At 51.6% G+C, this 26,515-nt stretch carries 22 protein-coding genes and 1 pseudogene; 8 read left to right on the top strand and 15 right to left on the bottom strand.

What is annotated here, in order from left to right; genetic code table 11:
• Positions 1-1,107 (top strand): MFS transporter (locus tag RAC65_RS21855; RefSeq protein ID WP_375097299.1); only part of this gene is annotated, 1,107 nt, incomplete at its 5' end.
• Positions 1,108-1,300: 193 nt separating this feature from the next.
• Here the strand turns inward: RAC65_RS21855 and RAC65_RS21850 are convergent.
• Both RAC65_RS21850 and RAC65_RS21845 read right to left on the bottom strand, forming a co-directional pair.
• A complete protein-coding gene (locus RAC65_RS21850; protein WP_375097298.1) occupies positions 1,301-1,894 on the bottom strand; it encodes a DUF3916 domain-containing protein in 594 nt (197 codons plus the stop codon).
• A 507-nt stretch (positions 1,895-2,401) separates the two neighbouring features.
• Positions 2,402-3,112: a GntR family transcriptional regulator gene (locus RAC65_RS21845; protein ID WP_375097297.1), complete on the bottom strand. Its 711-nt coding sequence runs from the start codon at positions 3,110-3,112 to the stop codon at positions 2,402-2,404.
• Positions 3,113-3,455: 343 nt separating this feature from the next.
• Here RAC65_RS21845 and RAC65_RS21840 point away from each other — a divergent pair, with 343 nt between their 5' ends.
• Positions 3,456-5,261 (top strand): alpha-glucosidase, encoded by a 1,806-nt coding sequence (locus RAC65_RS21840; RefSeq protein ID WP_375097296.1) that lies wholly within the window; start codon positions 3,456-3,458, stop codon positions 5,259-5,261.
• 210 nt (positions 5,262-5,471) lie between these two features.
• Here the strand turns inward: RAC65_RS21840 and RAC65_RS21835 are convergent, their stop codons facing one another.
• From RAC65_RS21835 to RAC65_RS21805, 7 genes and pseudogenes are all read right to left on the bottom strand, one after another.
• A complete protein-coding gene (locus tag RAC65_RS21835; protein WP_375097295.1) occupies positions 5,472-6,083 on the bottom strand; it encodes an ANTAR domain-containing response regulator in 612 nt (203 codons plus the stop codon).
• Positions 6,080-7,240 (bottom strand): transporter substrate-binding domain-containing protein, encoded by a 1,161-nt coding sequence (locus RAC65_RS21830; protein ID WP_375097294.1) that lies wholly within the window; start codon positions 7,238-7,240, stop codon positions 6,080-6,082. Before RAC65_RS21830 ends, RAC65_RS21835 begins: the two co-directional genes overlap by 4 nt.
• Positions 7,241-7,280: 40 nt before the next feature.
• Entirely contained in the window at positions 7,281-8,987 is a 1,707-nt protein-coding gene (locus RAC65_RS21825) for a nitrilase-related carbon-nitrogen hydrolase (protein ID WP_375097293.1), read from the bottom strand.
• Positions 8,987-10,480, bottom strand: coding sequence for a purine-cytosine permease family protein (locus RAC65_RS21820; protein WP_375097292.1), 1,494 nt, complete (start codon positions 10,478-10,480; stop codon positions 8,987-8,989). Before RAC65_RS21820 ends, RAC65_RS21825 begins: the two co-directional genes overlap by 1 nt.
• Positions 10,481-10,924: 444 nt before the next feature.
• Positions 10,925-11,381 (bottom strand): annotated as a pseudogene (gene arsC, locus RAC65_RS21815) (glutaredoxin-dependent arsenate reductase).
• Positions 11,382-11,402: 21 nt separating this feature from the next.
• A complete protein-coding gene (locus tag RAC65_RS21810; RefSeq protein WP_375097291.1) occupies positions 11,403-12,686 on the bottom strand; it encodes an arsenic transporter in 1,284 nt (427 codons plus the stop codon).
• A 90-nt stretch (positions 12,687-12,776) separates the two neighbouring features.
• Positions 12,777-13,130: a metalloregulator ArsR/SmtB family transcription factor gene (locus tag RAC65_RS21805; RefSeq protein WP_375097290.1), complete on the bottom strand. Its 354-nt coding sequence runs from the start codon at positions 13,128-13,130 to the stop codon at positions 12,777-12,779.
• A gap of 302 nt (positions 13,131-13,432) precedes the next feature.
• On the opposite strand from RAC65_RS21805, the gene RAC65_RS21800 reads away from it, so the two are divergent.
• The gene (locus RAC65_RS21800; protein WP_375097289.1) at positions 13,433-14,152 is read left to right on the top strand and encodes an alpha/beta hydrolase; all 720 of its coding nucleotides are present in this window, start codon (positions 13,433-13,435) and stop codon (positions 14,150-14,152) included.
• A gap of 254 nt (positions 14,153-14,406) precedes the next feature.
• Here the strand turns inward: RAC65_RS21800 and RAC65_RS21795 are convergent, their stop codons facing one another.
• Complete coding sequence (locus tag RAC65_RS21795; RefSeq protein WP_375097288.1) at positions 14,407-14,979, bottom strand: TetR/AcrR family transcriptional regulator; 573 nt, start codon at positions 14,977-14,979, stop codon at positions 14,407-14,409.
• A 128-nt stretch (positions 14,980-15,107) separates the two neighbouring features.
• On the opposite strand from RAC65_RS21795, the gene RAC65_RS21790 reads away from it, so the two are divergent.
• Positions 15,108-16,517: an amidase gene (locus RAC65_RS21790; protein ID WP_054634116.1), complete on the top strand. Its 1,410-nt coding sequence runs from the start codon at positions 15,108-15,110 to the stop codon at positions 16,515-16,517.
• Positions 16,518-16,625: 108 nt separating this feature from the next.
• On the opposite strand, the gene RAC65_RS21785 is transcribed toward RAC65_RS21790, so the two are convergent.
• Complete coding sequence (locus RAC65_RS21785) at positions 16,626-17,030, bottom strand: nuclear transport factor 2 family protein (protein WP_375097287.1); 405 nt, start codon at positions 17,028-17,030, stop codon at positions 16,626-16,628.
• A 924-nt stretch (positions 17,031-17,954) separates the two neighbouring features.
• Here RAC65_RS21785 and RAC65_RS21780 point away from each other — a divergent pair.
• Complete coding sequence (locus RAC65_RS21780) at positions 17,955-18,668, top strand: bacteriorhodopsin (protein ID WP_054634118.1); 714 nt, start codon at positions 17,955-17,957, stop codon at positions 18,666-18,668.
• A complete protein-coding gene (locus RAC65_RS21775; protein ID WP_375097286.1) occupies positions 18,665-19,474 on the top strand; it encodes a Brp/Blh family beta-carotene 15,15'-dioxygenase in 810 nt (269 codons plus the stop codon). Before RAC65_RS21780 ends, RAC65_RS21775 begins: the two co-directional genes overlap by 4 nt.
• A 276-nt stretch (positions 19,475-19,750) precedes the next feature.
• Here the strand turns inward: RAC65_RS21775 and ycgZ are convergent, their stop codons facing one another.
• On the bottom strand, positions 19,751-20,002 hold the full coding sequence (gene ycgZ / locus RAC65_RS21770; protein ID WP_155489659.1) for a regulatory protein YcgZ: 252 nt from the start codon (positions 20,000-20,002) through the stop codon (positions 19,751-19,753).
• 341 nt (positions 20,003-20,343) lie between these two features.
• A complete protein-coding gene (locus tag RAC65_RS21765; RefSeq protein WP_375097285.1) occupies positions 20,344-21,183 on the bottom strand; it encodes an MBL fold metallo-hydrolase in 840 nt (279 codons plus the stop codon).
• A 1,036-nt stretch (positions 21,184-22,219) separates the two neighbouring features.
• On the opposite strand from RAC65_RS21765, the gene RAC65_RS21760 reads away from it, so the two are divergent.
• Positions 22,220-24,136 carry a methyl-accepting chemotaxis protein gene (locus RAC65_RS21760; protein WP_375097284.1) on the top strand — a complete coding sequence of 639 codons (1,917 nt, stop codon included), beginning with the start codon at positions 22,220-22,222 and terminating at the stop codon, positions 24,134-24,136.
• 217 nt (positions 24,137-24,353) lie between these two features.
• On the opposite strand, the gene RAC65_RS21755 is transcribed toward RAC65_RS21760, so the two are convergent.
• Positions 24,354-24,857, bottom strand: a complete 504-nt coding sequence (locus tag RAC65_RS21755) for a GNAT family N-acetyltransferase (RefSeq protein WP_039340918.1) — start codon at positions 24,855-24,857, stop codon at positions 24,354-24,356.
• A gap of 75 nt (positions 24,858-24,932) precedes the next feature.
• Between RAC65_RS21755 and RAC65_RS21750 the strand changes: the two genes are divergently transcribed.
• Positions 24,933-25,499: a helix-turn-helix domain-containing protein gene (locus RAC65_RS21750; RefSeq protein WP_375097283.1), complete on the top strand. Its 567-nt coding sequence runs from the start codon at positions 24,933-24,935 to the stop codon at positions 25,497-25,499.
• 158 nt (positions 25,500-25,657) lie between these two features.
• Here RAC65_RS21750 and RAC65_RS21745 read toward each other — a convergent pair whose 3' ends face one another.
• Complete coding sequence (locus RAC65_RS21745; RefSeq protein WP_375097282.1) at positions 25,658-26,479, bottom strand: SDR family oxidoreductase; 822 nt, start codon at positions 26,477-26,479, stop codon at positions 25,658-25,660.
• Positions 26,480-26,515 lie beyond the last annotated feature (36 nt).

The raw sequence follows: 26,515 nt of genomic DNA, 5'->3' as shown, positions 1-26,515 counted from the left end.
GGCGTGGTATTTGCTGTCAGCAAAACTGAACTGGGTCTGTTTATCAGCACCACGGCTGGCGGACAGATCATTGGCGGCATTCTGTTCGGGATGGTCGCCGACAAAATCGGACGAGTCAGAACCGCTTTCATTTGTATTACGATCTATTCGCTTTTCTCAGGACTCCTGGCCTTTTCCCATCATCAACAAACTTTTGCTTTGCTGCGATTTTGCGGGGCACTGGGAATGGGTGGGATGTGGACCTCAGGGGCAGCGCTCATCGCCGAAACGTGGCGCCCTGAACGCCGTGCCCGGGGTGGTGCACTGATGCAAATGGGTTTGCCGGTGGGGGCCATTTTAGCGATTGGGCTGACGGCACTGGTCACGGCGATGACAGGCAAACTGGAAAACGGCGGATGGCGATACCTTTTCATGATTGGCGCCTTGCCGGTTTTTATCATGATGGTCATTGCCTATATCACGCCTGAATCGCCAGTGTGGCTGGCACGCCAGCGGGAACGGGCTCACAGACCGACCCAGACGGCGCGGTCGGGCAAAACGAATCTAAAAGGACTGTTGCTGGCCTTTACCTTTATTTTTTTCATTCAGTACCTGTTCTGGGGTGTTTTTACCTGGACGCCCACCTATCTACGTGAAGTGAAGCACCTTGATTTCCTGCACAGCCTGAAATTTGTGCTGGCCTTGCAAACAGGTGCGATTGCCGGCTTCCTTGTGTTTTCACTCCTGGCAGATAAATGGGGGCGCAGGCCCATGTTTTTGCTCTACCTGTTTATCGGCGCTGTGGCAGTCGGCCTGTATCTGGCGACAAGCCAGCCACTGGTTCTGATGGCAGCCATCTTTATGGCGGGGTTTGGTGTAAACGGTATTTTTGCCGGCTCCGGGCCCTTCCTTGCCGAGATTATTGGCGACACACAGTCACGCGGCTTTTTAATGGGCCTGGCTTATAACGGTGGTCGCTTAGGTGGGTTTATTGCGCCGCTACTTATTGGCTATGTTGCCAGCATAGGGGGATTTACCGCAGGGCTGGCGACCACAGTTCTGGCCTTTATCGCCGCGATGGTTGTGGTGTGGATGGCACCCGAAACGAAAGGCATTAAGCTGCAATAGCCCTTTTCCTGTAGCCTGATAAGGCACGACTGTTTTGGCCGTGCTTTTTTAGTGGCGCGGAGAGACAACCGATGGTTAGTGCAATGCTAACCATCCTTCCGGGCTCACCGCTTTTGATCAATTTATTACCCCAATGACGTGTCACTCTTGCTGCCAAAAGCGGATGTTCAATTAAACATAGAAGACAGCACTATCACATGACCTGACCATAATACCAACGCTCTCCGGTGAACCATTCATCACGATTCTCACTCCCGTAGTATTCGAGTGTTATACCCAGCTCCTGCACATTAGCTGGAAGCATGAGCCCCCACCCAGCAGCCAGGCTGTGTTCCTGAATCAAAGCGGAGGCACCCTTTTCTGAATAGTTTTCAGTAATAAAGCTTTGGTAATAGTCCTCTGACCGATACAGACAGATTTCGCTTGTAAACATATCTGGAAGGCATATAACAGCAGTAATCCGTGGGAGATAATTCTTGTCTGCAGTTACCGTAATGAGATTTGAACAAGCGTTGATCATGGCTTGCGCACAGGCTGCCTTATCTCTAAGCGTGCTGTACTTTCCCTGAACAAGATTGATTTCCACAGAGATTTTGAAATTCCAGTATTGCTCATTTTCAGAAAACAGGGCTCGCTCAAGGCAGTTGAAAGTATCAGCCCAACGGTTAAGAGCTTTCAGGCGGCGTGGAATGTTTCTGAATTTGGTTCGATGATTTCTGTTAAGTCCTCTGCTTATGATTATTTTATATTTTAAACTGGTGAAATAATGTAGGCGATAGTGCAACACAGAATCATGTTGTGCTCAAAATTACAGCTAATTATTACATAGCAATGTAACGCCCTTTTCTTCTTTTGGACCTTTTATGTCAGTCCGCTCCTCGCTCAAAGCGGACCTTCAGCACCGACCGTCCGCCTTGTGCCACAAGCGGACGTTTAGAAATGGACTTTGCTTAGCCATGCAACAAATCCGTATAAGACTGAATCCTGTTCCGCCTGTTAATCCTTAAAAAAGGAAACGATGATTTCCATTATTTGTTGCAGAATCACCGTCTTCTGCCGATAGTGATAATAGTGGATGCGGAGAAGCCGGATATGCCAACACCAGGGCAGAACGATCCGGTTTCCCTGCGGTGCATTAATAATGCCGGCTACCACGTTGAACAGGCGACTGCCAGGCGGTTTTTTTATGTTCTTTTCTGTTGTTCGGTGAAATGCCCACTCTGCGGAAATGAAACGTTATCTCGTGCCTCCCTGTCGCTGAAGCGGCTTTGTACAAACTGAACATCAGGTTGTTCTACAAAATTTTGTTGCGCTTCATATGGTATTTCACCTGGTATTCACTGGGATTCATGTACATGACCGAAAAATCAAGATATTCCCCTTCAGTTGAAAGCGCCAGAGACGTAAGCTGCAGCAGTAGCGCGCCCTCTTTAAGATTCAAATGATAAGCATACGGCTCTGTAGCCAGCGCAGGCGCAAAGGTTTCGATACAGTAGTCAATCACGATGCCGCACTGGTTCTCTATGTAGTCAAATTTTGAACCGCGCATGTAGTGTAAAGAAAGCGTGGGATACAGCCGAACTGGCATATAACTGTCTTCCACCATATACGGTTTGCCGTCTACATAGCGGATGCGCTGAAAAAAATACACCTGGTCGTTCGTCTTGATGCGTAGCTGGCGCGCGATGGCCGGTGGTGCCAGCCTGATGCAAAACTGCACGACTTCATTCCTCAGCTCTCTTTTAATTTCCTTCATATGCTCGGCAAAACTGTTTAGCGCGTAGGTATCGTGCTGCAAATCCTTTTGGACTATATAGGTTCCGCTGCCGTGCCTGCGTTCGAGCATGCCTTCTTCAACCAGAATAGTGATCGCTTTACGCAGCGTACTGCGCGAAACACCGGTTTCCTGCGCCAGTACCTGCTCACCGGGCAGCGCATCACCCTGCTTAAACTCATCTGAGTTGATGCGCTCACGTAGCCTCTGTGCTATCAGCCTAAAAATCACTTTTATACCTCTTGTATGATCGAGGTTGTTAAAACTCGGAAAAGAAAGGACAAAATAAATAACTGATTTAAAATACTATTTTTTTACACAATGATGAATAGCCCAGTAAATCTATACAACTTACACATTTAAAAGACATCTCATCAGCAGTTTTTTTTTAGAGCTTGCTCTCAAAATTTCTATCTGACCTGCGCCTTTAAAAAGCCGGGGGATTACCTTTCCGTCGGGACATACATTCGCCATCCCCCTTACCCAACGCGATAAAGACGCGAAGGAAAACTTCAATTCAGCCAGTCGCTTGCGGCGGCATCAGATGTTTTGGCGCTATTAATGAGATTGCAAAATGAACACGTTAATCAAGAAAACGGCAACATTACGTATGGGTTGGTTATCTGCGGCGCTGATGGCGGCATTACTGAGCCAGCAGGCAATTGCATCGGAAACGGAGAAGACAATGCCAAAAAACACAGCGGCTCAATCAGTTCCGGGTGAGAATAAATGGTGGAAAGAGGCAGTGGTTTACCAGGTTTACCCACGTTCATTTAACGATACCAATGGCGATGGCATCGGCGATCTGAATGGCATTACCGAAAAACTTGATTACCTGAAAACGCTGGGCGTTAACGTTATCTGGCTGAGTCCACATTTTGATTCACCCAATGCCGATAACGGCTATGACATTCGTGACTACAGAAAGGTCATGAAAGAGTTCGGCACGATGGCAGACTTCGATCGCATGATGGCAGAAATGAAAAAACGTCATATGCGGCTGATTATCGATCTGGTGGTCAATCATACGAGTGATGAGAATCAGTGGTTTGTGGAAAGCCGCAAATCCAAAGACAACCCGTACCGTGATTTTTATATCTGGCGCGACGGTCACAATGGCAAAGAGCCAAATAACTATCCGTCATTCTTTGGTGGTTCGGCCTGGAAACTGGATCCGCAAACCGGCCAGTACTATCTGCACTATTTTGCCAGCAAACAGCCGGATCTTAACTGGGATAACCCGAAGGTGCGGGCTGATGTGTATGACATCATGCGCTTCTGGCTGGATAAAGGCGTATCAGGCTTTCGCATGGACGTCATTCCTTTTATTTCCAAGCAGCCAAAGCTTCCGGATCTGCCTCCCGCTGCGCTGGCTCACCCTGAGTTCGTTTTTGCTAACGGACCTTACGTCCATCAGTATCTGCAGGAAATGAACCGGGAAGTCCTCTCACATTATGACACGATGACCGTAGGCGAGGCGTTTGGAGTGACACCAGAACAGGCGAAGACATTCACCGATCCGCAGCGCCATGAACTGAACATGCTGTTTAATTTTGATTTGGTGAGACTGGACCGTGATGGCTGGCGTAAAACCGACTGGACCCTGCCGCAGCTTAAAGCAACCTATACCAAAATTGACAATGCAGCAGGTGATGATGGCTGGAACACAAGTTTCCTGAGTAACCACGATAATCCGCGTGCCGTATCGCACTTCGGTGACGACGGTCCACTTTGGCGTGAAGCCTCTGCAAAGGCGCTGGCGACCATGATGATGACGCAACGCGCCACACCGTTTATCTATCAGGGTGATGAGCTCGGAATGACCAATTACCCGTTCAGGCGCATTGAGGACTATGAAGATGTTGAAGTACGGGGCCAGTGGAAAGATTTTGTTGTCAGCGGGAAAGTTTCAGCTCAGGAATATCTGCAAAACGTCAGGCAAACCAGCCGTGACAACGCACGTACACCCATGCAATGGAACAGCCAGGCTAATGGGGGATTTACAACCGGTAAGCCATGGCTGGCGGTCAATCCTGACTATGTGCAGATCAATGCCGCATCTCAGGAACACAATCCCGACTCGGTCTATAACTATTACCGGCACCTTATCGCTCTGCGCAGCCAAACGCCGGCGCTGATATATGGCAAATTTAAGGATATCGATCCAGCAAACGATAAGGTGTTCGCCTATACGCGAACACAAGATGACCAACGCTATCTTGTTGTAATCAACTTCACTAAACAACAACTGAAATATTCACTTCCAGAGGGGATAAAAATCAACAGGCTCGCATTAGACAGTGGTTCCGCCCATCCGGCTAAAGAGGGTGCAACCCAACTGGCTCTGCAACCATGGCAGGCTTCCATTTACAGACTCTAAACTACAGCCGAATGACGCCGCCGGTCATGCATCGGCGGTTTGCTCTTCACCACGATTTCCTTCTCCCTCATAGCGGACACTGGTTGATACGGATGTCCGCTTTGTGCCGGAAGCGGACATGGCAAACATCCCACCGTAATCAACCGGGAGCAGGTCAATAGTGAGAGAGCTACATATACATTGATATCCTTCATTGCATTACACCGATACTTACAGTTCTGCCAGCAGTGATTTTAAGCGGTTGAGCCAGGCCTCGGTATCGTTCAGCAATGCACAACTGAGATTTTCAATGGTCATGTGTTGTGCCATTGAGGCGCGGCGCAGCAGGCTATAGGCATCGTCCTCGTCCAGACTGAGCGCATCCATAACCCGCAGTTGTGCGGAAAACAGAAACTTACGTGCCCGAAGTCGCTCTTCCTGCCGCCGGAGTTGCGCGTCGAGTTGGTTGATATGCGAGGCATTGTTAAGCGCCAGGGTAAACGCGGTCATCACGCCATCAAAGCGCACCGGTTTACGCATGTAGCTGTCGATCTTCTGTTCGGCAATCCACTGTAAGCGCGAGGGCGTTTCAACGGCGGTAAGCGCAATCTTAGGTAACGCGGGCCAGGGGAGCGGGTTTGTGGGGTGAAACAGGGTTGAGTTATCGCCGTCGAACACCAGTAACTGCCGATCGGCAAGTTGATGCTCGTCCGGAAACACGGCACAGAACAGGCCCTCAATCCCTATGCGGCTGAACTGCTGTGCCAGATGATGGTTATCGCGGTCGGAACAGCCGATCACACACACTTTTAATCCGCGTAACTGTACGTTTTTTCGGCTCATGCGCCACCTCCGCGCGGCAGGAGGCTCGCAAGATCCACCCTGGCCAGCCAGGGATCGGGTTTCACAGCGGCATCTGCCTGCCAGAAACTCTCCAGCCTGCCGTTGTGACATCGTGCCAGATGCGGGGTCAACCAGCAGTGATTGTTGTCGGCGTCGAGGCGGATCCGCCCGGCTGGCGAATCCATTTCATCCTGCAATACCGCATTGCGCACACCTTCAACATCCCCGTTACCGTGGCGCGCAATGGCTCTCGCCAGCAAATGTCCGGCCAGCCAGGCACTCTCGCTGTCCACTGACGGCGAAACATGCTCCCCAAAGCGCTGATGATAGCTGCCCAGAAAGCGCCGGTTGGCGGCGCTGTCAATCGACTGAAACCAGCTTGCAGAAACCAGGTATCCCTCTAACGCCTCTGCGCCAATTAACTGAACTTCCGGTTCACACAGCGTCAGACTGAGCTTCAGCACCTCGTTTAACCACGGTTGCTGCTGGCAGGCCTGGTGCCAGGCGCGGTAAAAACTGTAGGCACTTTTGCCGACCATGGTATTGAGGAGGACTGTCGGGCGGCAGGCGATAATATCCGCGATTAACGTCTCCACATTTTCGTCACCCATGGGCAGTAATTTACTCTGCAGCACGCTGCCGCCCGCAGGGATCACGGCTTCACGGGTGATGCGATCCATCTCCCATGACCAGACATAGTTAGAACCGATGTGATAGATCTCCGCCGCCTGCTGCTGTAACAACCAACTGAGCATCGGCAGAATGTGCTGGTTGGGGGAGGCACCAAGGTAAATCACGCTATTGCTGCTCTCAAAGCCCTCATAGCGTGCAGAGTGCCACAGTAGCGCGTTGGCGCCTTCGATCAACGGCAGAATGGTCTTCCGCGCTGCAGACGTATAGCAGCCAATCACATGACGCACACCATGGCGATAGAGTAAGTCGTGGCAATAGTCGTAATAGAGGTCCAGCGATCCCTGCGGATCGCGGATCACGGGCGCAAGGGTAAATTGATGGGCAGGATTGGCGTTTATCTCCTCAATCGCCAGCAGAATGCCGTTGAGCATCTCGCGCCCGATAACCGCATAATCGCCTGAAACTGAATAGAGAATACCGACCGGAATAACGCGTTTAGGCAGCGGTTGAGTGGCAGTCATCATAGCTCCTGAATCAACGCGGCCCGCAGGCCGCGACTGTGGCTCATCGTGGTGGCTGAGCAATCAGCGCAGTGTAGTAATGCGGCTGACGCATCAGCACCAGGTCTTTACGCCTTACCACATGGCCGGGATAAGGGGTTCCGGCTGAACCCGTAGAGATAGCCAGCACCGCCAGCCCTTTCGCACCGATCGCTTTCGCTTCCTTACGCGGAAAAGAAAAGGTTTCCGGACCAAATATCCCACTCAGGCCAAAGCTTTCGCCTTCCGCAGCGGGCCAGTTGGCAAAAGCCAGCCAGACATTATTCTCCCCCGCACGGACGCGCGGCAGTAGCCAGTGGTGAGGATCGGCGCCGCGCGGAATCGGCCAGACATGCGGTATCGCCGTGCCCGCATGCGCCATTGGCACAGGGGAATAAAGCTGCGCCGGGCAGGCAATGATGTCGCAGCCTTCCAGCGCCAGAATCCGGGCGGCTTCCGGCACCAGCAGATCTTCACCCAGCAAAATACCAACGCGTCCGCAGGGCAGATCGCACGTCACCCACTGATTGCCTGCGCAGGCCCAGTGCCGATCCTGTTCGCTCAAATGAATCTGGCGATAGTGCGCGTTTACCCCTTCACTGCTCACCAGCACCGCGCTGTTATAGCACCGATTGCCTTCCCGCTCGGCGAACCCTGCGAGCAGCGCGATATTCAGTTCCATCGCCAGCGCGATCAGCGCCTGTACAGGCGCATCCTCCAGCGTCAGTGCAAAGCGGCTACCGTCACTACCGGTCAGCGCGCGCTCCGGCAGGACCAGCAGTTCCACGCCATCTGATTTCGCCTGTTCGGCCCAGTGCCGAATCTGTGCCAGATTGGCATTCACCTCGTTTTGCGGGCGAAACTGCGCCACCGCGATACGGGATACTTTGCCGTCGGGCAGGGGATCACGCCCATACAGGCCAAAAAAGTCCATTGGATTCCAGTGGTAAGTATTGGTCATCAAACGCTGATAGAGTTCAGGCCGCCGCTTATTTAGCTGCGAATTTTTCTCAGGAAGGGGTAACTCAACGCTGAGTATCCGATCGCCACTGTCACAACTGGCCAGCACATTCCCCAGACTATCCACAATGCAACTGCCGCCGCTGAACTGTACGCCCCGCTCCCATCCCCAGCGGTTACTTTCAATCAGCGCACAGCCATTCTCCCAGGCACGGGTGAGCCAGTAAGGCGCGGGCGTACGTTCAGCCAGCCAGTTACTGATGTGGCAGATAATCTGCGCGCCCGCCAGCGCGGCCAGCCTGGCGGTTTCAATAAAGTGAATATCCATACAGATCAATAGCGCGATATTGCCGATCTCAGTGTGAAAGACCTGATGTCCGCCATCACCGTTAGCCGCCCATTTCGGTTCCGAAATATAGGGGTGCGTTTTACGGTGGACGCCAATCACGCCCTGCGGCCCGACAAGAATAGCGCTGTTAAAGTAGAGATCAGTTACCCTGTCTCGCTCCGGCATGCCAAAGACCAAAAAGCAGTTAAACTCACGCGCAATCGCAGCAAATGCCTGGCTGGTAGGGCCGTCCGCCGTTTCTACATAGGGGGCGACTTCCGCGCGATCCAGCCAGCAGTAGCCGGTGGTGGCCATTTCCGGCATCACAATTAAGCGCGCGCCATCACGCGCGGCCTGGGTTGCTAATGCCAGCAGGCGAGCAACGTTTTCCTCTTTTCTGAACTGCGTGGGTTCAAACTGGATGGTGGCAACATTGATGCGCATTATTCTGCCTCCTTGCTCAGTAACGGATTAAAAACCGGTTTCGGCCCCTGGTAAGCATCGGCGGGTTTCCAGCGAGTTTGCATATCCTCCGGGAAGGTTTTGAAGTAATAGCTGCCGCGGGCCGCCATGCTGATAGCCACATGCAGCACAGGACCAACCAGCATGGCAATAAACGAGGCGTACACCATGGGATACAGGCCCAGCACGCCTGCCGCCCCTGTCGCCACCGCGACGCACAACGCAATGACGCCTGACGGATTCCACATACGCAGATACTCTTTGCGAAATTCCACGAAATCGGAAGGCGCAAGGTGCAGCACTTTGCGACAGATAAAGTAATCTGCAAGGATAATAAATACCCAGGTGTTGGTGAGAATGCCGGTAATAGACAGGAAAGTGCCGGTATACTGCAAAATGTTGCAGATATAGAACACTACGCCGAGCAACCAGACCAGCAACATCCACCACTGACGTCCCGGGCGATAGTTAAAGGCCATATCCATGGTGTTCGACAGGGCAATCGAACCAGAGTAAAGATTGAGCACGTTAATGCGAATCTGGGTAATCACCGCAAATAACACACCTGTCAGACCAATAACCAGCGGGAAGACAAAGCCCGGATCCAGCGCCAGCGACCAGACATCTTCGCCCTGAATATGTGGCATCAGGGTATAAGCCATAAATGCGCCAAACAGCATGACCACGACAATCGGGATCAGCATCCCCAGCATGATCGTTGCGGTGCCTTTATGCGTGATCCCCGGACGGGCAAAACGACCATAATCGGTTGCCATCAATCCCTGAAAAACAATTTGCCCGTTGGCCATGTTCATGACCAGCCACAATGCATGACTGTCGACTTCCCCTTTGGGTTGCCAGCCGCTGAAACTGACCGCCTGATAGTGGTGTGTTAATTGCCAGATACAAAAGCCAAACAGCGCAATGAAAATGGGAACACCCCAGGTTTGCAGAAATTGCATTGATGACATGCCTTTCCAGACAAACCAGATGGCGGCCAGCCCCATCAGCGCAAAGATGGCGATACCGGTAATGGAGTTGACCGGCACGCCCGCATAGTTGGCGATGGCGTGAGAAACAATGGTGCCTTCAAACAGAAAATAGAAGATGAAGTTGACGGCGTAAATCAGCGAGGTGAAGGCTGAGCCCATATAGCCAAACCCCAGCCCGCGCGTCATCAGATTGAGTGAGAGCCCCTCTTTACTCGCCATCTTCATAATGCACGAGCCAATCAGGGTGGCGAACACCACCATATAACCAATCGGAAGCAGCAACATTGGCCAACCGACCTGATAGCTCATGTCCGCGCCAAGGCTGAACCAGAACATCGCGGTAGAGTTGCCCAGCAACACCAGAATAATAGCCGGGATGGGCCAGCGATAGTGCGATGGTACACGGCCTACCGCGTAATCCTCAACGGCCTCTGCTTCGGTAATATCCTGCGGCCCCTGAAACCATGCTTTCAACTTATTCATAGATTTACTCCAAAAAAAAGCCCCGCCGACAGCATTGCCGGTAGGGCTTCTTCGCCTGAAATCAATGTAGTGGAGTGGCTGCTCGCCACAAGCCGCTTGCCAAGCTACAGTGCCTGTTCCTGTACGGCAGGATGCGGTAACAGTTAGAAAGCAATTAATGCGCCAACTGTTAAATAAACGGAGGAAGGCGGTATACAGGCCCGGTGGCGGGAGTAAAGCGCATGATGTCAGTGCAGCACGCACCACGGTGATACATATGAGCTGAGCGTTTTTTATGACCCGTCTTGATTAACGCACGATGAGACTTGAGGCAACTGTCATTGCAACGCAATTGCTTAGTCGACGGATACTGGCCTGATCCCTGCTGGTTCATCCAGAATGCCACCAGCAATATCACCAGACCGCGCAAACAAAACATTGCAGGGCAGAAATGTCACGTCAGGTTCAGTGATTAAGTCGGTTCCCGAGCTCGTCAATGACCTTCTCCCCCTCTTCTTTGGTAAAAGCCCCCTGCTGTGGGTCCGGCAGGAGGTCCAGAACCGCCTCTGACGGACGACAGAGTTTTGTACCAAGAGGCGTTACGACCACCGGACGGTTAATGAGGATAGGATGATCCAGCATAGCATTCAGCAGTTCATCATCGCTGAACCGGTCCTCTGCCAGCCCCAACTGCTCGTACGGTTCCGTATTCTTGCGCAGCAGGTCGCGCACGCTGATCCCCATATCCGCAATCAGCTTTTTCAGTTCGTCGCGCGCTGGCGGCGTTTCAAGATAACAAAATCACTGATGGTTCTGCGCCGCTATTACGTATAAGCGCCAGGGTGTTACGCGAGGTTCCACAAGCGGGGTTATGGTAAATCGTAATGTCAGTCGTAAGTAATGCTCCCTTAAAGTGCTGGATGAATACAGTACCCGTTATGATTTAAATAGACAGACGCAGGGCCAATACAGCAAGCGTGACAAAAAGCACCGGCAGAGTCATCAGGATGCCTGTGCGAAAGTAATAGCCCCAGCTGACAGTGATGTTTTTCTGCGCCAGTACGTGCAGCCACAGCAAGGTCGCAAGGCTGCCTGTTGGGGTGATTTTCGGGCCAAGATCGCAGCCAATGATGTTGGCGTAAATCATCGCCGCCTTTACCGCGCCCTGAGCCGTACTCCCCTCAATGGACAGGGCACCGACCAGAACGGTAGGCATGTTGTTCATCGCTGATGACAGAAAGGCGGTCAAAAAACCAGTGCCGAGCGTGGCCACCCAGACGCCCTGCTCTGCAAAACGGTTCAGGAGGGCTGAAAGGTAATCCGTCAGCCCGGCGTTGCGCAGGCCATACACAACGAGATACATACCCAACGAGAAGATGACGATCTGCCAGGGTGCGCCTTTCAGCACTTTACGCGTGTCAATTACGTGCCCTTTCCGGGCAACAAGCCACAGAATAAATGCCGCCACTGCTGCCACTACACTGACCGGAACGCCGATAGGCTCAAGGGCAAAAAAGCCGGTCAGCAGCAGGAGCAGGACCAGCCATCCGGCTTTAAACGTTCGCATGTCACGAATGGCTTCCTGCGGTGCCTTCAGTTTCACCAGGTCATAAGTGACTGGAAGATCTTTACGGAAAAAGAGGTGAAGCATAACCAGGGTAGCCGCCACGGACACAATATTTACCGGCACCATGACAGACGCATATTCGCTGAACCCCAGCTTAAAAAAGTCCGCCGTCACGATGTTAACCAGGTTCGATACGATGAGCGGCAGGCTGGATGTGTCAGCGATAAAGCCTGCCGCCATCACAAACGCCAGCGTGGCACCGGGGCTGAAGCCCAGCGCCACCAGCATGGCGATGACAACAGGCGTCAGAATAAGTGCCGCCCCGTCATTGGCAAACAGGGCCGCCACTGTCGCACCCAGCAAAATAATATACGTGAACAGCAACCTGCCTTTACCGCCTCCCCAGCGGGCAATGTGCAGTGCAGCCCATTCAAAAAAACCAGATTCATCAAGCAGCAGGCTAATGATAATCACCGCGATAAACGTGGCCGTGGCGTTCCAGACAATCTGCCAGACAACCGGAATATCATCGATATGCACCATGCCGGTCAGCAGTGCCAGCGCCGCCCCGATAACCGCACTCCAGCCAATACTGAGTCTCTTTGGCTGCCAGATAACCAGCACCAGCGTCAGGACGAATACAGCGCCTGCCAGAATCATACTTTCTCCTTTGGATATAAAACCTGTAAACCGAACGCAAGATAATCCAGCAAAAAAATATGAAAAATCATATGTGTTTGGATAAATTTTTTAAATGCAGACAGGCTTGCCGTTGGTGGTCGCGTTATTCCTTTCAGCCTGCCGGGTGAGTTGCAGAATGTCATCGCGCTGACACAGGTAAGCCTGCTCAATCACCGCGGCAGCCCAGGCGGGCATGTGTGGTGATAACCGATAATGAATCCACTTGCCGTCACGTCTGTCGATAAGCAGGCCGGCGTCTCTGAGTAAAGCCAGATGCCGGGAAATTTTTGGCTGACTTTCTTTCAGCATGGACGTGAGTTCACAGACGCAAAGCTCTCCTTTTTCGCGCAACAGCAACACCAGACGGAGTCGTGTTTCGTCAGAGAGATTTTTGAAAAGCTGTAGAGGCTGAAATTGAGGCATGATGACTCCTGAGTCCGGCAGTAAAGCCATTCTCACTGTCTGCAATCTGTGAGTCAATTATATATTCGTTAATTCAGATATGTTAATCCGGCAATGGCGCATCTTGTGACAACTCGTTTACAGTATGCCTGCACAGGTAAACCAGAAGGATGCAATCCATTTCTGAGCACGCATGTCCGCTTTCTGCTCCTGACGGACACTGGTCTGTGCGTGCGTCTCCTCCGGCCAGAAGCGGAAGTACAGCAAATTCTTCAATTACTAAAAATGGTATGTTCGGGCAGCTTACTGTCAGGGGGATTTAAATGAATTTAAGAGTCAATCAGGAAACATTACAGCTTGAAAGTGAAGAGAAAATTTTTGATGTGACCTTATTTCAGGTAAAGGATGCAACAGCGTGTATTCTTTTTGCTGCAGGACTTGGCGGCAGCCCGCTACGGCACATCGGGCTCATAAAGACATTTGCCCGTCACGGCATATGTGTTGTAGCACCGCATTTCGAACGAGTGACCTCGCCCTTTCCGACTAAAGCCGAATTAACAGAACGCCTCCAGCGGCTTGACTTAACGGCTGAGAAATTCTGCACGCATTATGTTTCAGTTTCAGGCGTTGGTCATTCGCTTGGGACAACGATTTTACTTATTCATGCCGGCGCTACAGCATGGACAATTGCAAGAGAACCCGTTTCGTTTGACGGCCAAAAAATCCTGAACCGACTTGTTCTTTTGACACCACCCGCCGATTTTTTTCCAACACATAAGTCATTAGCCGCCATACATGTTCCGCTTCAGATTTGGGCGGGTGATAAGGACTTCATTACCCCACCTTCGCAGGCCACATTTCTTCATCAGTCATTGAGTATCCACACATCCTCTGAATTGCATATTGCTGAGAATGCCGGTCACTTTACCTTCATGGATGAGCTCCCCCCGCAGGTAACTGAGCCTCATCCTTCGCGAAACGATTTTCTTCTGCGCCTGGGAGAAACAGTATCTCAGTTCATTTTATTGCCCGGAACTAAATGATGTCTGATGTTTTTGTAATGGAGGTCCGCTTCTCGCTCATGGCGGATTTAAGCTCCATGTCAGTCCGCTCTTTACCAGAAGCGAATGTCAACAACCTCACGTTCTCGCTAATTAACACGCTACAACCGACTGGCGTCCCAGGCCTTCATCGCGAAGGTTACCGCAACATTCAGTTCCTCGTCTGTTGCCCCATCACATGCTTCGGTTGACAGACCTGCCCGGCGTCCATCCGGTGCTGTCCACTCTCTTAGAACTCAGCACCGGGCGGCGGGTAAAAGACCAGCCAGCCTGTATCCTTCAATGAGTTCATCAAAAAGCTGAATAGTGTTTCGACTTCTGGCCATCAGCTGCGCGCCGGCGATGGCAGAAAAAATCGCACCGGCACGGATTCTGCTGTCTTCTGACGATGTAATCCCCGCTTCCAGAAGCTGTGTTTCCAGCCAGTCGATGTTGACGTCCGCAAACTTTTGCACCTCAAGCTTGACCGGTTCTGGCAAGTCATCGTACTCAGCCGACATAAAACTTCCCATACAGAGCCGGTTACCGCTTTCCAGCGAACGGCGAAATATCTGCGGATAGCGGCCCAGGCTGTTTATCGCATCGCCCTCCGTTTCCCGTAATGCCGCCAGGTCTCGTGCCGTATCCTCCCAGTAACGCTGGGCCACTGCCGCGCCCAGTTCAGCCTTACTGGGAAAATGATAATAAATACTGGCTGCTTTAATCCCCACCTCGTCGGCCAGTCCACGAATATTTAATCCTGTATAACCATGCGCCTGTGCCGCCAGCCTGGCGGCGTTGAGGATCTCGTCGCGTGATGTTTTGCTCATTGCCCTGCTCCTCCGGAAACCTGAAAAACAATTCTAACATTTGTTAGGTAGGTATTGACAGTGCGATTTTTCGCGCCCACAATTCACCTACCAATCGTTAGGTAGTTTTTTTTCAACGAGGATTAATCATGAGCAAAGACATTTATTATTCCGACGCAACTCATCTGGCCAGCCTGATCCGCAACCGCGATATTTCGCCGGTTGAAGTGATGCAGGCACATCTTGATCGCATTGCTACCACGAATCCGGACGTTAACGCTGTCGTCACGCTGGCAGATGACGCTCTGAAACAGGCGGCCATCGCTGAAGCCGCCGTGATGAAGGGAGAGAAACTTGGCCCTCTTCATGGTGTTCCCTTCACCGTAAAGGATTCCATTGATACGGCTGGTGTACTGACCCAGCGTGGTTCGCCCATTTTTGAAGGCCGACTTCCTGATGAAGACGCGACCAGCGTGGCACGGCTTAAAAAAGCAGGCGGTATCCTGCTGGCTAAGACGAACCTGCCGGAATTTTCATACTGGATCGAGAGCGATAATCTGCTGTCCGGCCGGTCAAATAATCCCTGGGACCTGACCCGGACGCCCGGCGGCTCCAGCGGCGGTGAATCTGCCGCGATTGCCGCAGGAATGTCTCCGCTGGGACTGGGAACAGATCTGGCCATTTCTGTACGAGGACCCGCCGCCCAGACCGGCATCACGTCGATGAAAGCCACGCACGGCAGTGTGCCGATGACGGGCATCTGGCCGCGCGCGCCCCGCCGCTTCTGGCATGTTGGTCCAATGGCCCGCTCAGTTCGCGATATTGCACTGGCCTTCTCTCAGCTTTCCGGACCGGACGGTCATGATGCATTCTCAAGCACCGCGCGAGTCCATGCTAACGGGCTACCGCCGGTAGCATCACGTTCGCTGCGTATTGGCTGGATGACCGGTCCGGGTTTTGGCCCGGTAGACCCGGAAGTGGCCGCCGTGGTGAAGACGGCCGCGGAAGCGTTAAAAGCCCCTGGCGTTGAGGTTGAACATGTCGGCATCCCTGCTCTGGAACAGGACTTTGCGCTGGACGTGTTTAACCGCCTTCACGTTATGGAGATGAAGCCTGCCTTTGCGGCGGCAACGGCAGGTCGCCACCCTGATGAACTCTACAAAATGGCAAAAACCATGCTGTCTCTGCCAGATAGCTCGATGACGGATTTTATTGATGCGGAGCAGGCCGCCGAAAGGTTACGGGATGGCTTTGCAGCATACTTTTCACGTTACGATGCGCTTATCACGCATGTCCTCCCCATTACGGCGCATAAACATGGCGTAGACAGATTTGTGATTGACGGTCAGGACGTTGACGCCACTTATCTGCAGGGTGCGACGGTGCCGCTGAATATCACTGGCCTGCCTGGCGTCGCGCTGCCGTTCGGTAAGAGCCGTGACGGATTACCGATCAACGTACAGATTGTCGGCAAATGGCACGATGAGCATGTCATTCTTCACATTGCTTCCCTGCTGGAAGCCGTAAGCCCGATGAAAGGCGCACATCCGTCATTGTAAAAGCAAGAAGCCCCGCGGCATTGGCGGGGCTTCTTGCTTTCGTTTTACCCGCCTTGTACATGCGGATTGCGCCGCACATTGCTCATTGTCCTGGCTGAGGCTTCCCACTCACAGACAGGCTTCGGACACGGCATAGCTGTCCTCAAACATGCGGAAACGCGTAATAAGTCCCTGTTCGATGTACATATCAAGGACAAACTCAGTCTCAATTAACTTACCGGTTTTTTGGACACGCGTGGCAAGTTCCCCCGTAGCAACAACATGGTTACCATTGATAAGCATATCGTTAAGATCGAATTTTTCGGACGTCGTCTGCTCCCGGATTTGCGCGTAGAATTCTGCCACACCCGTTCTGCCACATTTGCGCCCAATCCAGGGAACCACCTGCGTATTACCAGCGATGAACCAGTCTACCTTTTCACTGACCAGTTCCGCGATCTCGCTTACCGACTCTGAGGTGGCGATACGATGAAAGAAGGTTTCTACAACAGCCTGAGGTGTTCGCGTCGTCATAACGTGTCAATCCTGATAACTGAAGCCTGGTCCTCAAGTTAGTTTATTGTTCCCGTTAACGACTTATCTGCAAATGCGGTTGAGTGGTGCAGGTCAAAGCGTAGGCCCGTGTGCTGGCCTTAAGCTAATCAAGTTTTAAACAATTAGATTGCATAACGTGGACCGTTTCACCCCTGGCGTCGTTAATTAAGAATAGTGCCGCGATTGTGAACAGGGTTTTATTCGCGCGACATGAAGACGAACTGCTTTCCTGACCAGTGCGCTTTCTTCTGAAAACATTTAATCATGACGCGCGGTGTAAATATTGTCACGCACGATGAATCCTCGACGTGCTCACACCGCATAATGGCTTTTCTGATATCCCTGAAGCGAAATATAGCGTGTCGCAATATTGACCGACCTGACTCAATCGCTTTGTAAAACCAGCGTATTTCTGTAAGAGAATCACGCCAGCAACATAGTAACCGACAGTTATTATATAGAGTGCTGATTAATGCAGCGCGATTAACGCTATTTAAAAACCTTATCCTTCACTTAGTACAGGCTTTTATTTTCTCTAACGAAAAATATAATTCTTTCTCTTTCAGATTCTTTACTCTCATTTTTAGCGAGATTAATAATTATCAATAAGCAACTGATATAAATAGAAAAAAAACAATGAAAAGCCTTTTATTACTGGATTCAAGATGTTAAAAATGAAAGCCAATGAAACAGCTTTTTACATTTCTCATCCCGTCAGCGACGAATATAAAACCACTTATTTAATGTATTTCCCCAGTGTTTCCGTAAACACCGTTGCGTCACTCGCGCTTTGAACAGGGTGCCATATACTTCAGGCATATTCTCATTCGGAATATAAAACTCATTTCAATTTATGGCAGCGCAAACGGCCCTGTAAAGTCGTCTGTGCAAGGAGACAGTATTATGGATCAAACCGCATTTTTGATCGGGTTTTCGGTCATGGCAATTGCGTCACTGGCGATTTATGCCACCGGCAAAAAAACCTTCCCCTTCCGACATCATACGTTAATGCATGCCTCGGTCCCTTTTATTGCTGCCACCGCTTATCTGGCCATGGCATTTGGTTTCGGTAATCTGGCGACAGAGAGTGGCAGCATCGTTTATCTGGCCCGCTACGCAGACTGGTCCGTCACTACGCCTGTATTACTGGCAGGGTTGGTGATGGTTGCCTTTCATGAACAGAGTAAACCGGGTGAAATGGGGGGATTTTTAACGGCCATCATCATTCTGGATGTGATGATGATTATCACCGGTCTGGTCTCTTCGCTGGCGGCAACGTTCGCCGCGAAATGGGTGTGGTATCTCTGGTCCTGTGCTGCGTTTCTTGGCGTGGTTTACCTTCTTTGGGGGCCGCTGCGGACGATTGCCGCGGAGCGCGGCAGAGCGATAGCGGACGCTTACAACAAAAACGTCGCATTACTGACGGTGGTCTGGTTCATCTACCCTATCGTTTTCCTTGTCGGTCCGGAAGGGTTAAAAATCATCACCGATCCTGCGTCCGTATGGGCATTCCTGGTTCTTGATATCATCGCCAAGGTGTTTTACGCCTTTTACGCTGCATCCAGTCTTGAAAAAGCGCTGCGCCATACCACATTTGATGGTGCTGTGCGGGTATGACTCTGCGGCAGACTGCCGGCTGGACAGGACTTTGGGGGGCAGCTCTGGCTGCCTCTTTCAGTCCGATGCCCGTGCAGTTGATTTTTGCCATTGTCGCAATAGGTGTTATTGGCATGGCACACGGTGCCAGCGATCTGGCCGTAGTAAAACGCGGGCGTAAGTTGCCGTTCCTGGCTGCTTACGGCGTGATCATCCTGCTTTGCCTGTTCTGGTGGCACTGCTCGCCGGCACTGGCATTACCCGGTTTCTTGCTGGCATCTGCGCTGCATTTTGCCCTTGAGGATGCGCCAAAGGGAAGGATGACAGAACGCCTGGCCAGAGGTGTCAGCATGATAGCCACGCCGGCCCTCTTCCACCTGCGAGAATACAACATCATTCTTCACCAGGCAGGACTGGCACCCGCTCTGCTCAGTTCTGTGACGTTATGCATGGCGATTGCGGGCGCACTTTGTGCCATTAGCCTGATGATCACCGGCTTGAGGCGTCACGATGTGCGGCTCATTACCGGGACGCTGGCGTTACTGCTCCTTCCCCCTTTTGTCGGCTTTTCCATGGGTTTTTTAATTTTGCATGCCCTGCCACAAACCCGGTTACGTCGTCTTCAACTGGGTTATGCGCATTACACCGGCTACCTTTATGCAACCTGGCCGGTGCTGGCAGCGGCCATTCTGCTGGCGGTCGCGACAACCTGTATGATGTACCCGTCCAGTGGCGCAGACATAAAATCGCTGTTTGCTGCGCTCGCTTCACTCGCTATTCCCCATATGCTGGTTACCCCTTACTTCGAGCCGGGTAACAGTGGATAACGTCAGAAGTAACAGGAACGCTTCGCCGGACGCAGAAGGTTAACTGTGGCGTCAGCATGTAGATGCCTGGCTTTCAGGCATGATAATCAGCGTGTTGCCCTTTCCACTGCACACGTTGCAACGTTCCCCTAAACATCCCCTGACCCCGGCGCTGAGCGCGTGCGTAATAATGGCGTAAGGTTATGCCGCCGGAATCATGCAGCGGCAAAAGGGGTGAACGTCAGGGAAACGAGGGGAAAGACGAGTATCGGGATTCAGCCTGGCAGTCGTGGGGGATCAGTTCCCGGATTTACGACCGAACAAAAGACCCAGGAGTTCACGGTAGTGCTGCTCTTCTTCTGCACTTCCTGCCAGCTCCAGGCGGCGGACAAGTTTGCTGCATATGGCCGTGCGGTTCAGGCTTTTTCCTGCGCGAAGAATTTCTGACGCGATGCTCCCCAGCGTTTCCTGCTGAGTGGGCAGTGACGCACTGTCGAAGTAGCGGGCAATGGCGCTCATGGCGTCGGATTTGGACGAGTTTTTGTACAATGTTGGCTCTGGGAAAATGTTTAATGGGTTTACTATTACTTGTGGGTAAAGTTATAGACTTGATGGTCCGCTGTACAGGTGTATTTTGGGAAACGCTCGTTTTCTTTTGCAAAACGTGCTTTTACTATTATTCTGAGGATGATGATGAGAGTCTGGCAGACTTTCGGCCCTGACCCAGGCTGATTCAGTGGCATAACAAACGCCATGGCCGCATCCCTGTACAGGTGCTGCTTTCCGTGACAGAGATGAAATGAGAGCGGTAAAGGCACGCTAAGCGAAGGGGATTTTGCGCCATTATTCCCGGTCACTGTGCTGAAAACGTCGAAGGAGATCGGCAAAGATTAACCCATTTCCGCATCAGGATTCAGGGCCCGCAATTGTTTTGCATCGTGGCTGCAAAAGAAGGTAATTTCCTGATGATAGTGACTTAACACCGCACGAAGCTGCCGTTGCGTATCCCGTCTGGTTTTATTATCCATTGCCATCATCCACTGATAGAAACGTAGCCCTGGGGTACAGTGGGGTTTATGCAGTGCCATTTCTTCCCGATAGAACCAGGCGTCCCCGCCATGAAGCAGCCATCCTTCCGCCCCGCGAACTGCAATGCCTGCATGCCCTTGTGTATGACCGGGCAGTGGCACAAGCAGAATATCAGCGGGAAGCCCTGTCAGAGATGTCACGGCATCGAAGCCGTACCACCGCTCTCCCTGAACCTGATAGCCCGTCCAGCCGGAAACGCCTGTCCATTGCCCCGTTCGATAGCGCTCACGGGCCAGCCAGCTGTGCCGTTGCTGTGACGTATCGATTTCGGTTTGCAGCAGATGTATCTGCGCACCAGGAAAATCAGTGAGCCCGCCTGCATGGTCAAAATCGAGATGAGTAAGAACGATGTGACGGACATCTTTAGCGTCAAACCCCAGCGCCTCAATGCGAGAACGTGCGGTAAGATCTTCACGTCGTTGAATATTGTTCAGCAGTCGAAAAAAGCCAGAAAGGCGTTTTTCTGGCTGGCGCATATCCTCCCGCCCAAAACCGGTATCAACCAGTACAAGGCCATGCCGGTCTGTTTCTATCAGCAGACAATGGCACACCAGATGCGCATACAGACCTTTACTGAAACCGTCAAACAGCACTCCACCTACGGGGCACATACATCCACAGTTGAGATGATGAATTTTCATAAATTATCCAGTTTTAAGGTGTAGTCAGGCATTCTGGCGACCCCTATCTGTAGGCCTGCTTGCTTAAGGGCCTAACGCAGGAAGCAGAATGGCTGAATATTTTTTGTCGCTTCCCTGATGATTGACGCGTCAGAGGCAAAAGCAGAGCTGGCGAAAAGCCGCCCTTCAGGCGGGTTACGATGACTGTATTAATGGGGCTCACTGTTCTGTGCAGCAGCACTAAGCCTGTCATCCTGCCCGTCACCCGACGCTCGCTTCAGTGATTTCATCAGACATGAATGGTCAGAGGGGTTATCCACCTGACATGCCGGACTGTCTGCCAGAAATAATGCTGTTCATGCCAGGCAGAGATAAAAAATTCCCCACCTGAATAGCGGGGAGCGAACTAACTAAACAGTTCCAGGCTACTTTAGCTGCAGGCGCCAGCAGCCCCCCACGTTAATGAATTATTGTACTGATATCTGAGCGTTGCAAACGAGACGGTGACACGACGCTAATTTACGTACCGGTTTCTTTTTACTTAGTCAGAATCCGACAAGATCTAAAAATATCAGGACAGCCGCTTCGTTAAAATTAACATCAGAGGAAAACATGACAGACAAAATATTGCGCTTATTTGCAAAACAGACAAGAAACGCAAGGCGATTTTATATACGTTTAATAGGATGCCCGCTCCACTAACGCACCCCTTTTACGCCATTTCTTGTTGAAACCCTTAAAATCACCCACACTCTTTTTCTACCAAATCAAATAAAATTAAATGTATAAAATTTAAAGGATTAATTAATTAATTAATCAACCCAAAAACCTTTGGTTAAACGATAAAGTAGATTTCATATAATAACGCCTGAAATAATGAAATGCCTGATTTTAATCCAATGAAAACGGGCGTGATTAGGTTGATAAAAATCAAATAAATTTAAAAATAATGGGCAAAAATCAAAAGAAGCATAACGAATGTATCTTTTGTGCCGATATACGATTACCGCCTGAGAAACCTAAGACTCGGGGTAACGTTCAACACAGGGTTAATTAAATGAAAATTATAAAAAGCTTTTACAATTTAAAGATAGGCGGGAAACTGGTTCTGGGTTTTCTGTTAGTTATTCTTGCCTCACTGATTATCTCTTCGCTGGCGCTCAAATGTTTTTTAAATATCAAAGAGAACTCTGCCAAACGTGACATTACCGTACAAATGCTGGATTCACTGGCTAAAGCCCGGCTTAACCGCACACTTTTTCAGTATACTCGTGAGACGAAGTTTATCGAAATCAATGGCGAGGCAATGAACCAGCTTTCGGGTTTACGGCAAAGCCTGGAGCACTACTCCTGGTCCACGGCCGGGCGTGAAAAGCTTTCTGTTCTCAGCGTTGCCCTGAATCAGTATCGGGAGAAACGGCAGACTTTTCTTGCGAGTACAGACAAAACCGTCCTCTCCTTGAATGAACTGAACCGCCTGGAACTGGCCGCGCTGTCAGAAAAACTGGCAGCCCGACAGACGTCCGTTCATGCTGACGCTGCTCAACTGCTCACGCTGAGCCTGAAGATCGAACAGGCCGCGTTTTATGTGCAGGCATTTATTAAAACGCCAGATTCGTCATCGCTGGATAAATTTGCTGGCATCAGGGATACCCTGTCATCGCTTAAGACCCAGCTGTCCGGTCCGTCCGCTTCAGAATTCACTACCTTGTTAGCCGAAGTGGAGCAAAAAACAACGTCCGGCCCTGTGCTGTTGAACAACTATCTTCTTGCCGTTAACGCAGAGAAACACGCCTCAGACGACATGACGGCCGCCGCAGGCAAACTTAATCAGTCCATGACAGATTTGGCTTTCTTCCAGTCTCAGATGGCTGAAGAGTACATACATACCGCCCTCTGGCAGATAGGTTTCACTACGATTACCTGTATTATTCTTAGCCTTGTTGTCGCCTGGAGAATGACCCGTAGCATTACCGTTCCCCTGAAAGAAACGCTTTCTTCAGCAAAACGCATTTCAGCAGGCGACCTGACGTCAGAAATAACCAGTTCGCGTACTGATGAACTGGGCGAACTGATGACCGCCGTCGGTGCCATGAATCACAGTCTGCGCACTATCATTTCAAAAGTCCGGGACGGTGTGAACAGCGTAGCTCGCGCCTCCTCTGAAATTGCAGCAGGTAATACTGACCTTTCCTCACGAACAGAACAGCAGTCCGCAGCCGTTGTAGAGACCGCTGCCAGTATGGAAGAGCTGACCTCAACCGTAAAACAGAATGCTGAGAACGCCCATCATGCCAGCCAGTTGGCTACCGAAGCATCACATAACGCCAGCCGTGGCGGGGAAATTATCAGCGACGTGATCGCCACGATGGGTGGAATAAGTCAGAGCTCGGGCAAAATTGGAGAAATCATCACTGTCATTAACGGTATTGCTTTCCAGACGAACATTCTGGCGTTGAATGCCGCGGTCGAGGCGGCACGGGCAGGCGAACAGGGACGCGGCTTTGCTGTGGTAGCAGGTGAAGTACGCAGCCTGGCACAGCGCAGCTCTGTTGCGGCAAAAGAAATTGAGGCACTCATTCGCGAATCCCTGGAGCGCGTAAACAACGGTACCGAACTGGTTAACCGTGCCGGTAATACCATGGGAGATATCGTCAAATCCGTCACTCAGGTCAGAGATATTATGGGCGAAATCGCTGCCGCGTCTGACGAACAGAACCGGGGCATTACCCAGATAGCGCAGGCGATGACGGAAATGGATACCACGACGCAACAGAATGCTGCGCTGGTTGAGGAGTCATCTGCGGCGGCCAGCAGCCTGGAGGATCAGGCGCTGGAACTTGAAAAAACCGTGGCCGTATTTCGGTTACCGGCGCCCTCTTCAATGACCGTGACCAGCGCTCCCGTGATCGCGCACAGTCGGCCCATTCCGGCTTCAGTGAAAACCTCAGACGCCAACTGGGAGACATTTTAAGGCATAACGCAAGGCCGTGCTGGGGCGCTGTGTTACGCGCCTCAGCCAGAATTTATGCGCCTGGCCATTGGGAGAATATGGAAAAGCGATCTGCTCAGGTTGAGGTTGGCGAAGACCCAGAAGCCTTTATTATGAAGTCGTTTGCTGGGGATCACGTATCGTTCATCCTGAACGATACGACTGTTTTATACCACATTCTGCGGGTCTTAAATGCCATTTATTCCGGGGATGCAAGACGGAGCTGCAGAAACGTCAGGTCCAGCCAGCGGCCGAATTTCGTGCCCACTTCAGACATTCTTCCCGCCTCTGAAAATCCCAGTTTTTTATGCAATGCCAGTGATGCTACGTTTTCAGATTCAACGCCTGCGACCATAACATGCTTACCTTGTTGTGTAGCCAGCCTGATAAGCTCGCGCATAAGTGCATAACCCGAACCGGCCCCGCGCGCATCTTTATGGATGTACACAGAGTGTTCAACGGTAAATCGGTAACCATCCCACGGTCGCCAGTCGCCATAGGACGCATAGCCCGTTACCTCGTCCTTCTCATCTGCCGCCACAATGACGGGAAAACCCGCGGCCTGACGTTCTCTTATCCATCTTATGCGATTCAGGAAATCCACCGTTTTTTCATTCCAGATAGCCGTCGTATTAAGCACGGCATCGTTATAAATTTCCGCGATGGTTTCAGCATCGCTTTCCGTTGCAGCACGAATATGCATGATAGACACCCCGTTATTAATTCACTAAAGTAGACAAATCGTACAACATCTTACTTATCCACTATATTAAACAAAATGTCCAACAAAGAAGATGAAATTAATTCCCGTATCGGACACAAAGTACGGCAGGAAAGAGAAAAAAGAGGATGGTCTCTGACCGAGCTGGCGGACAACTCCGGCGTATCACGGGCGATGATACATAAAATCGAACGCGGCGAGAGCAGTCCGACGGCAACGCTTCTGGCCCGCCTTTCGGGCGCGTTCGACATGTCGATGTCGCAGTTGCTTGCTCTCACTGAGGCCCGTAGTGGCTCACTTCTGAGGCATGAAAATCAGCCCCTGTGGCAGGATCCGGAAACCGGTTATATTCGCCGACACGTTTCTCCGGGACGTATCCCGATTGATTTGGTCAGCGTTGAGCTTCCCGCCAATACTGCGGTACCCATGCCGTCGGTTTCATATCTTTCACGACGCCAGCTCATCTGGGTACTTGAAGGCAGCCTGACGTTTGTAGAAGGTGCACAGACATTTGACATGATGACGGGCGACTGCCTTGAGCTTGGTGACCCTGCAGACTGCATATTCAGAAATGATACAAATCAGGTATGCCGTTATGCCGTCGTTGTGCTCAATCCCAGCTAAGTCTGCTTCTGTTGGGCACATGACGCCAGCCTTCTAAACCACCTGTCCGTTTTTGCTCACGACAGACACTCTGCTCACCATGCCGCGCTGTGTCAGGACTGGCCTCCGCGTGTTAAGGGGCAACGCACTCTGCCCGTTGCCCCCTCGTCATCGTCGTTCTACCTGTCTGCACTGTATGCCACAACTTTCATTGCCCGCAGGGCGTCCAGTCGCAGGCTCAGTGCCGATTCAATATTGTGATAGGCCGTGCTCCCCAGCGGTAAGCGCAGTGGCGGATTGTCAGCATCGGCAGCGGCGATCATCGCCATCACGCATTTTTGTGCATCACCTTTAATCGCAAACTCACCGTTGATTATCGCTGTCCGCAGGCTACCTGCCGCAGTATCGCGGTAAGCGGGCAAGGCATCCGCAATATCCAGTCCTGCGCCAAATCCCGTCGCCGTTGGCCCCGGCTCCACCAGCAAAAAGTCGATGCCAAACGCCGCCACTTCCTGGCGAACCGCTTCAACAAAGCCTTCGATTCCCCATTTCGTGGCGTGATACACACTGAAGTTGGGTAAAGCAATCTGCCCGCCTTCAGATGAGACCTGTACAATGCGCCCGCCGCCCTGCTCGCGTAAAAATGGAATCACGGCGCGAATCAGCTGAATGGAGCCCGTAAGATTGGTCGCAATCTGACGTTCAATCTGCGCATCGCCCAGCTCTTCCGCTGCGCCAAACAGCCCGTAAGCCGCATTGCTGACTACAACATCGATTCGTCCCACCTGCGCGAATGCCGCCTCAATGACGGGCTTAATCATTGCCGTCTCGCTGAGATCCAGCACGATGGGCTGTAGCGTCTTCCCGTACGCCACGCGTAAATCATTCAGCGCCGTTTCATGTCGTACGCTGGCGACAACCCGATCGCCTCGGGCCAGCAGACTTTCACACATCAGGCGACCCAGACCACTGGATGCGCCGGTAATGAGCCAGGTTTTCATGCGTTTTATCTCCGTTGAGTGAACCGGCATTCATCA

Source organism: Pantoea sp. BS_8 (genome assembly GCF_041954965.1).
In the GTDB taxonomy this organism is placed as follows: domain Bacteria; phylum Pseudomonadota; class Gammaproteobacteria; order Enterobacterales; family Enterobacteriaceae; genus Pantoea; species Pantoea stewartii.
This window is presented reverse-complemented; position numbering and strand designations above follow the sequence as displayed.

What these genes read in the sequence shown, in the direction of transcription:
- RAC65_RS21840 (WP_375097296.1), top strand. Translation starts at nt 3,456, where the DNA reads ATGAACACGTTAATCAAGAAAACGGCAACATTACGTATGGGTTGGTTA.
- RAC65_RS21835 (WP_375097295.1), bottom strand. Translation starts at nt 6,083, where the DNA reads ATGAGCCGAAAAAACGTACAGTTACGCGGATTAAAAGTGTGTGTGATC.
- RAC65_RS21830 (WP_375097294.1), bottom strand. Translation starts at nt 7,240, where the DNA reads ATGATGACTGCCACTCAACCGCTGCCTAAACGCGTTATTCCGGTCGGT.
- RAC65_RS21825 (WP_375097293.1), bottom strand. Translation starts at nt 8,987, where the DNA reads ATGCGCATCAATGTTGCCACCATCCAGTTTGAACCCACGCAGTTCAGA.
- RAC65_RS21820 (WP_375097292.1), bottom strand. Translation starts at nt 10,480, where the DNA reads ATGAATAAGTTGAAAGCATGGTTTCAGGGGCCGCAGGATATTACCGAA.
- RAC65_RS21810 (WP_375097291.1), bottom strand. Translation starts at nt 12,686, where the DNA reads ATGATTCTGGCAGGCGCTGTATTCGTCCTGACGCTGGTGCTGGTTATC.
- RAC65_RS21805 (WP_375097290.1), bottom strand. Translation starts at nt 13,130, where the DNA reads ATGCCTCAATTTCAGCCTCTACAGCTTTTCAAAAATCTCTCTGACGAA.
- RAC65_RS21800 (WP_375097289.1), top strand. Translation starts at nt 13,433, where the DNA reads ATGAATTTAAGAGTCAATCAGGAAACATTACAGCTTGAAAGTGAAGAG.
- RAC65_RS21795 (WP_375097288.1), bottom strand. Translation starts at nt 14,979, where the DNA reads ATGAGCAAAACATCACGCGACGAGATCCTCAACGCCGCCAGGCTGGCG.
- RAC65_RS21790 (WP_054634116.1), top strand. Translation starts at nt 15,108, where the DNA reads ATGAGCAAAGACATTTATTATTCCGACGCAACTCATCTGGCCAGCCTG.
- RAC65_RS21785 (WP_375097287.1), bottom strand. Translation starts at nt 17,030, where the DNA reads ATGACGACGCGAACACCTCAGGCTGTTGTAGAAACCTTCTTTCATCGT.
- RAC65_RS21780 (WP_054634118.1), top strand. Translation starts at nt 17,955, where the DNA reads ATGGATCAAACCGCATTTTTGATCGGGTTTTCGGTCATGGCAATTGCG.
- RAC65_RS21775 (WP_375097286.1), top strand. Translation starts at nt 18,665, where the DNA reads ATGACTCTGCGGCAGACTGCCGGCTGGACAGGACTTTGGGGGGCAGCT.
- RAC65_RS21765 (WP_375097285.1), bottom strand. Translation starts at nt 21,183, where the DNA reads ATGAAAATTCATCATCTCAACTGTGGATGTATGTGCCCCGTAGGTGGA.
- RAC65_RS21760 (WP_375097284.1), top strand. Translation starts at nt 22,220, where the DNA reads ATGAAAATTATAAAAAGCTTTTACAATTTAAAGATAGGCGGGAAACTG.
- RAC65_RS21755 (WP_039340918.1), bottom strand. Translation starts at nt 24,857, where the DNA reads ATGCATATTCGTGCTGCAACGGAAAGCGATGCTGAAACCATCGCGGAA.
- RAC65_RS21750 (WP_375097283.1), top strand. Translation starts at nt 24,933, where the DNA reads ATGTCCAACAAAGAAGATGAAATTAATTCCCGTATCGGACACAAAGTA.
- RAC65_RS21745 (WP_375097282.1), bottom strand. Translation starts at nt 26,479, where the DNA reads ATGAAAACCTGGCTCATTACCGGCGCATCCAGTGGTCTGGGTCGCCTG.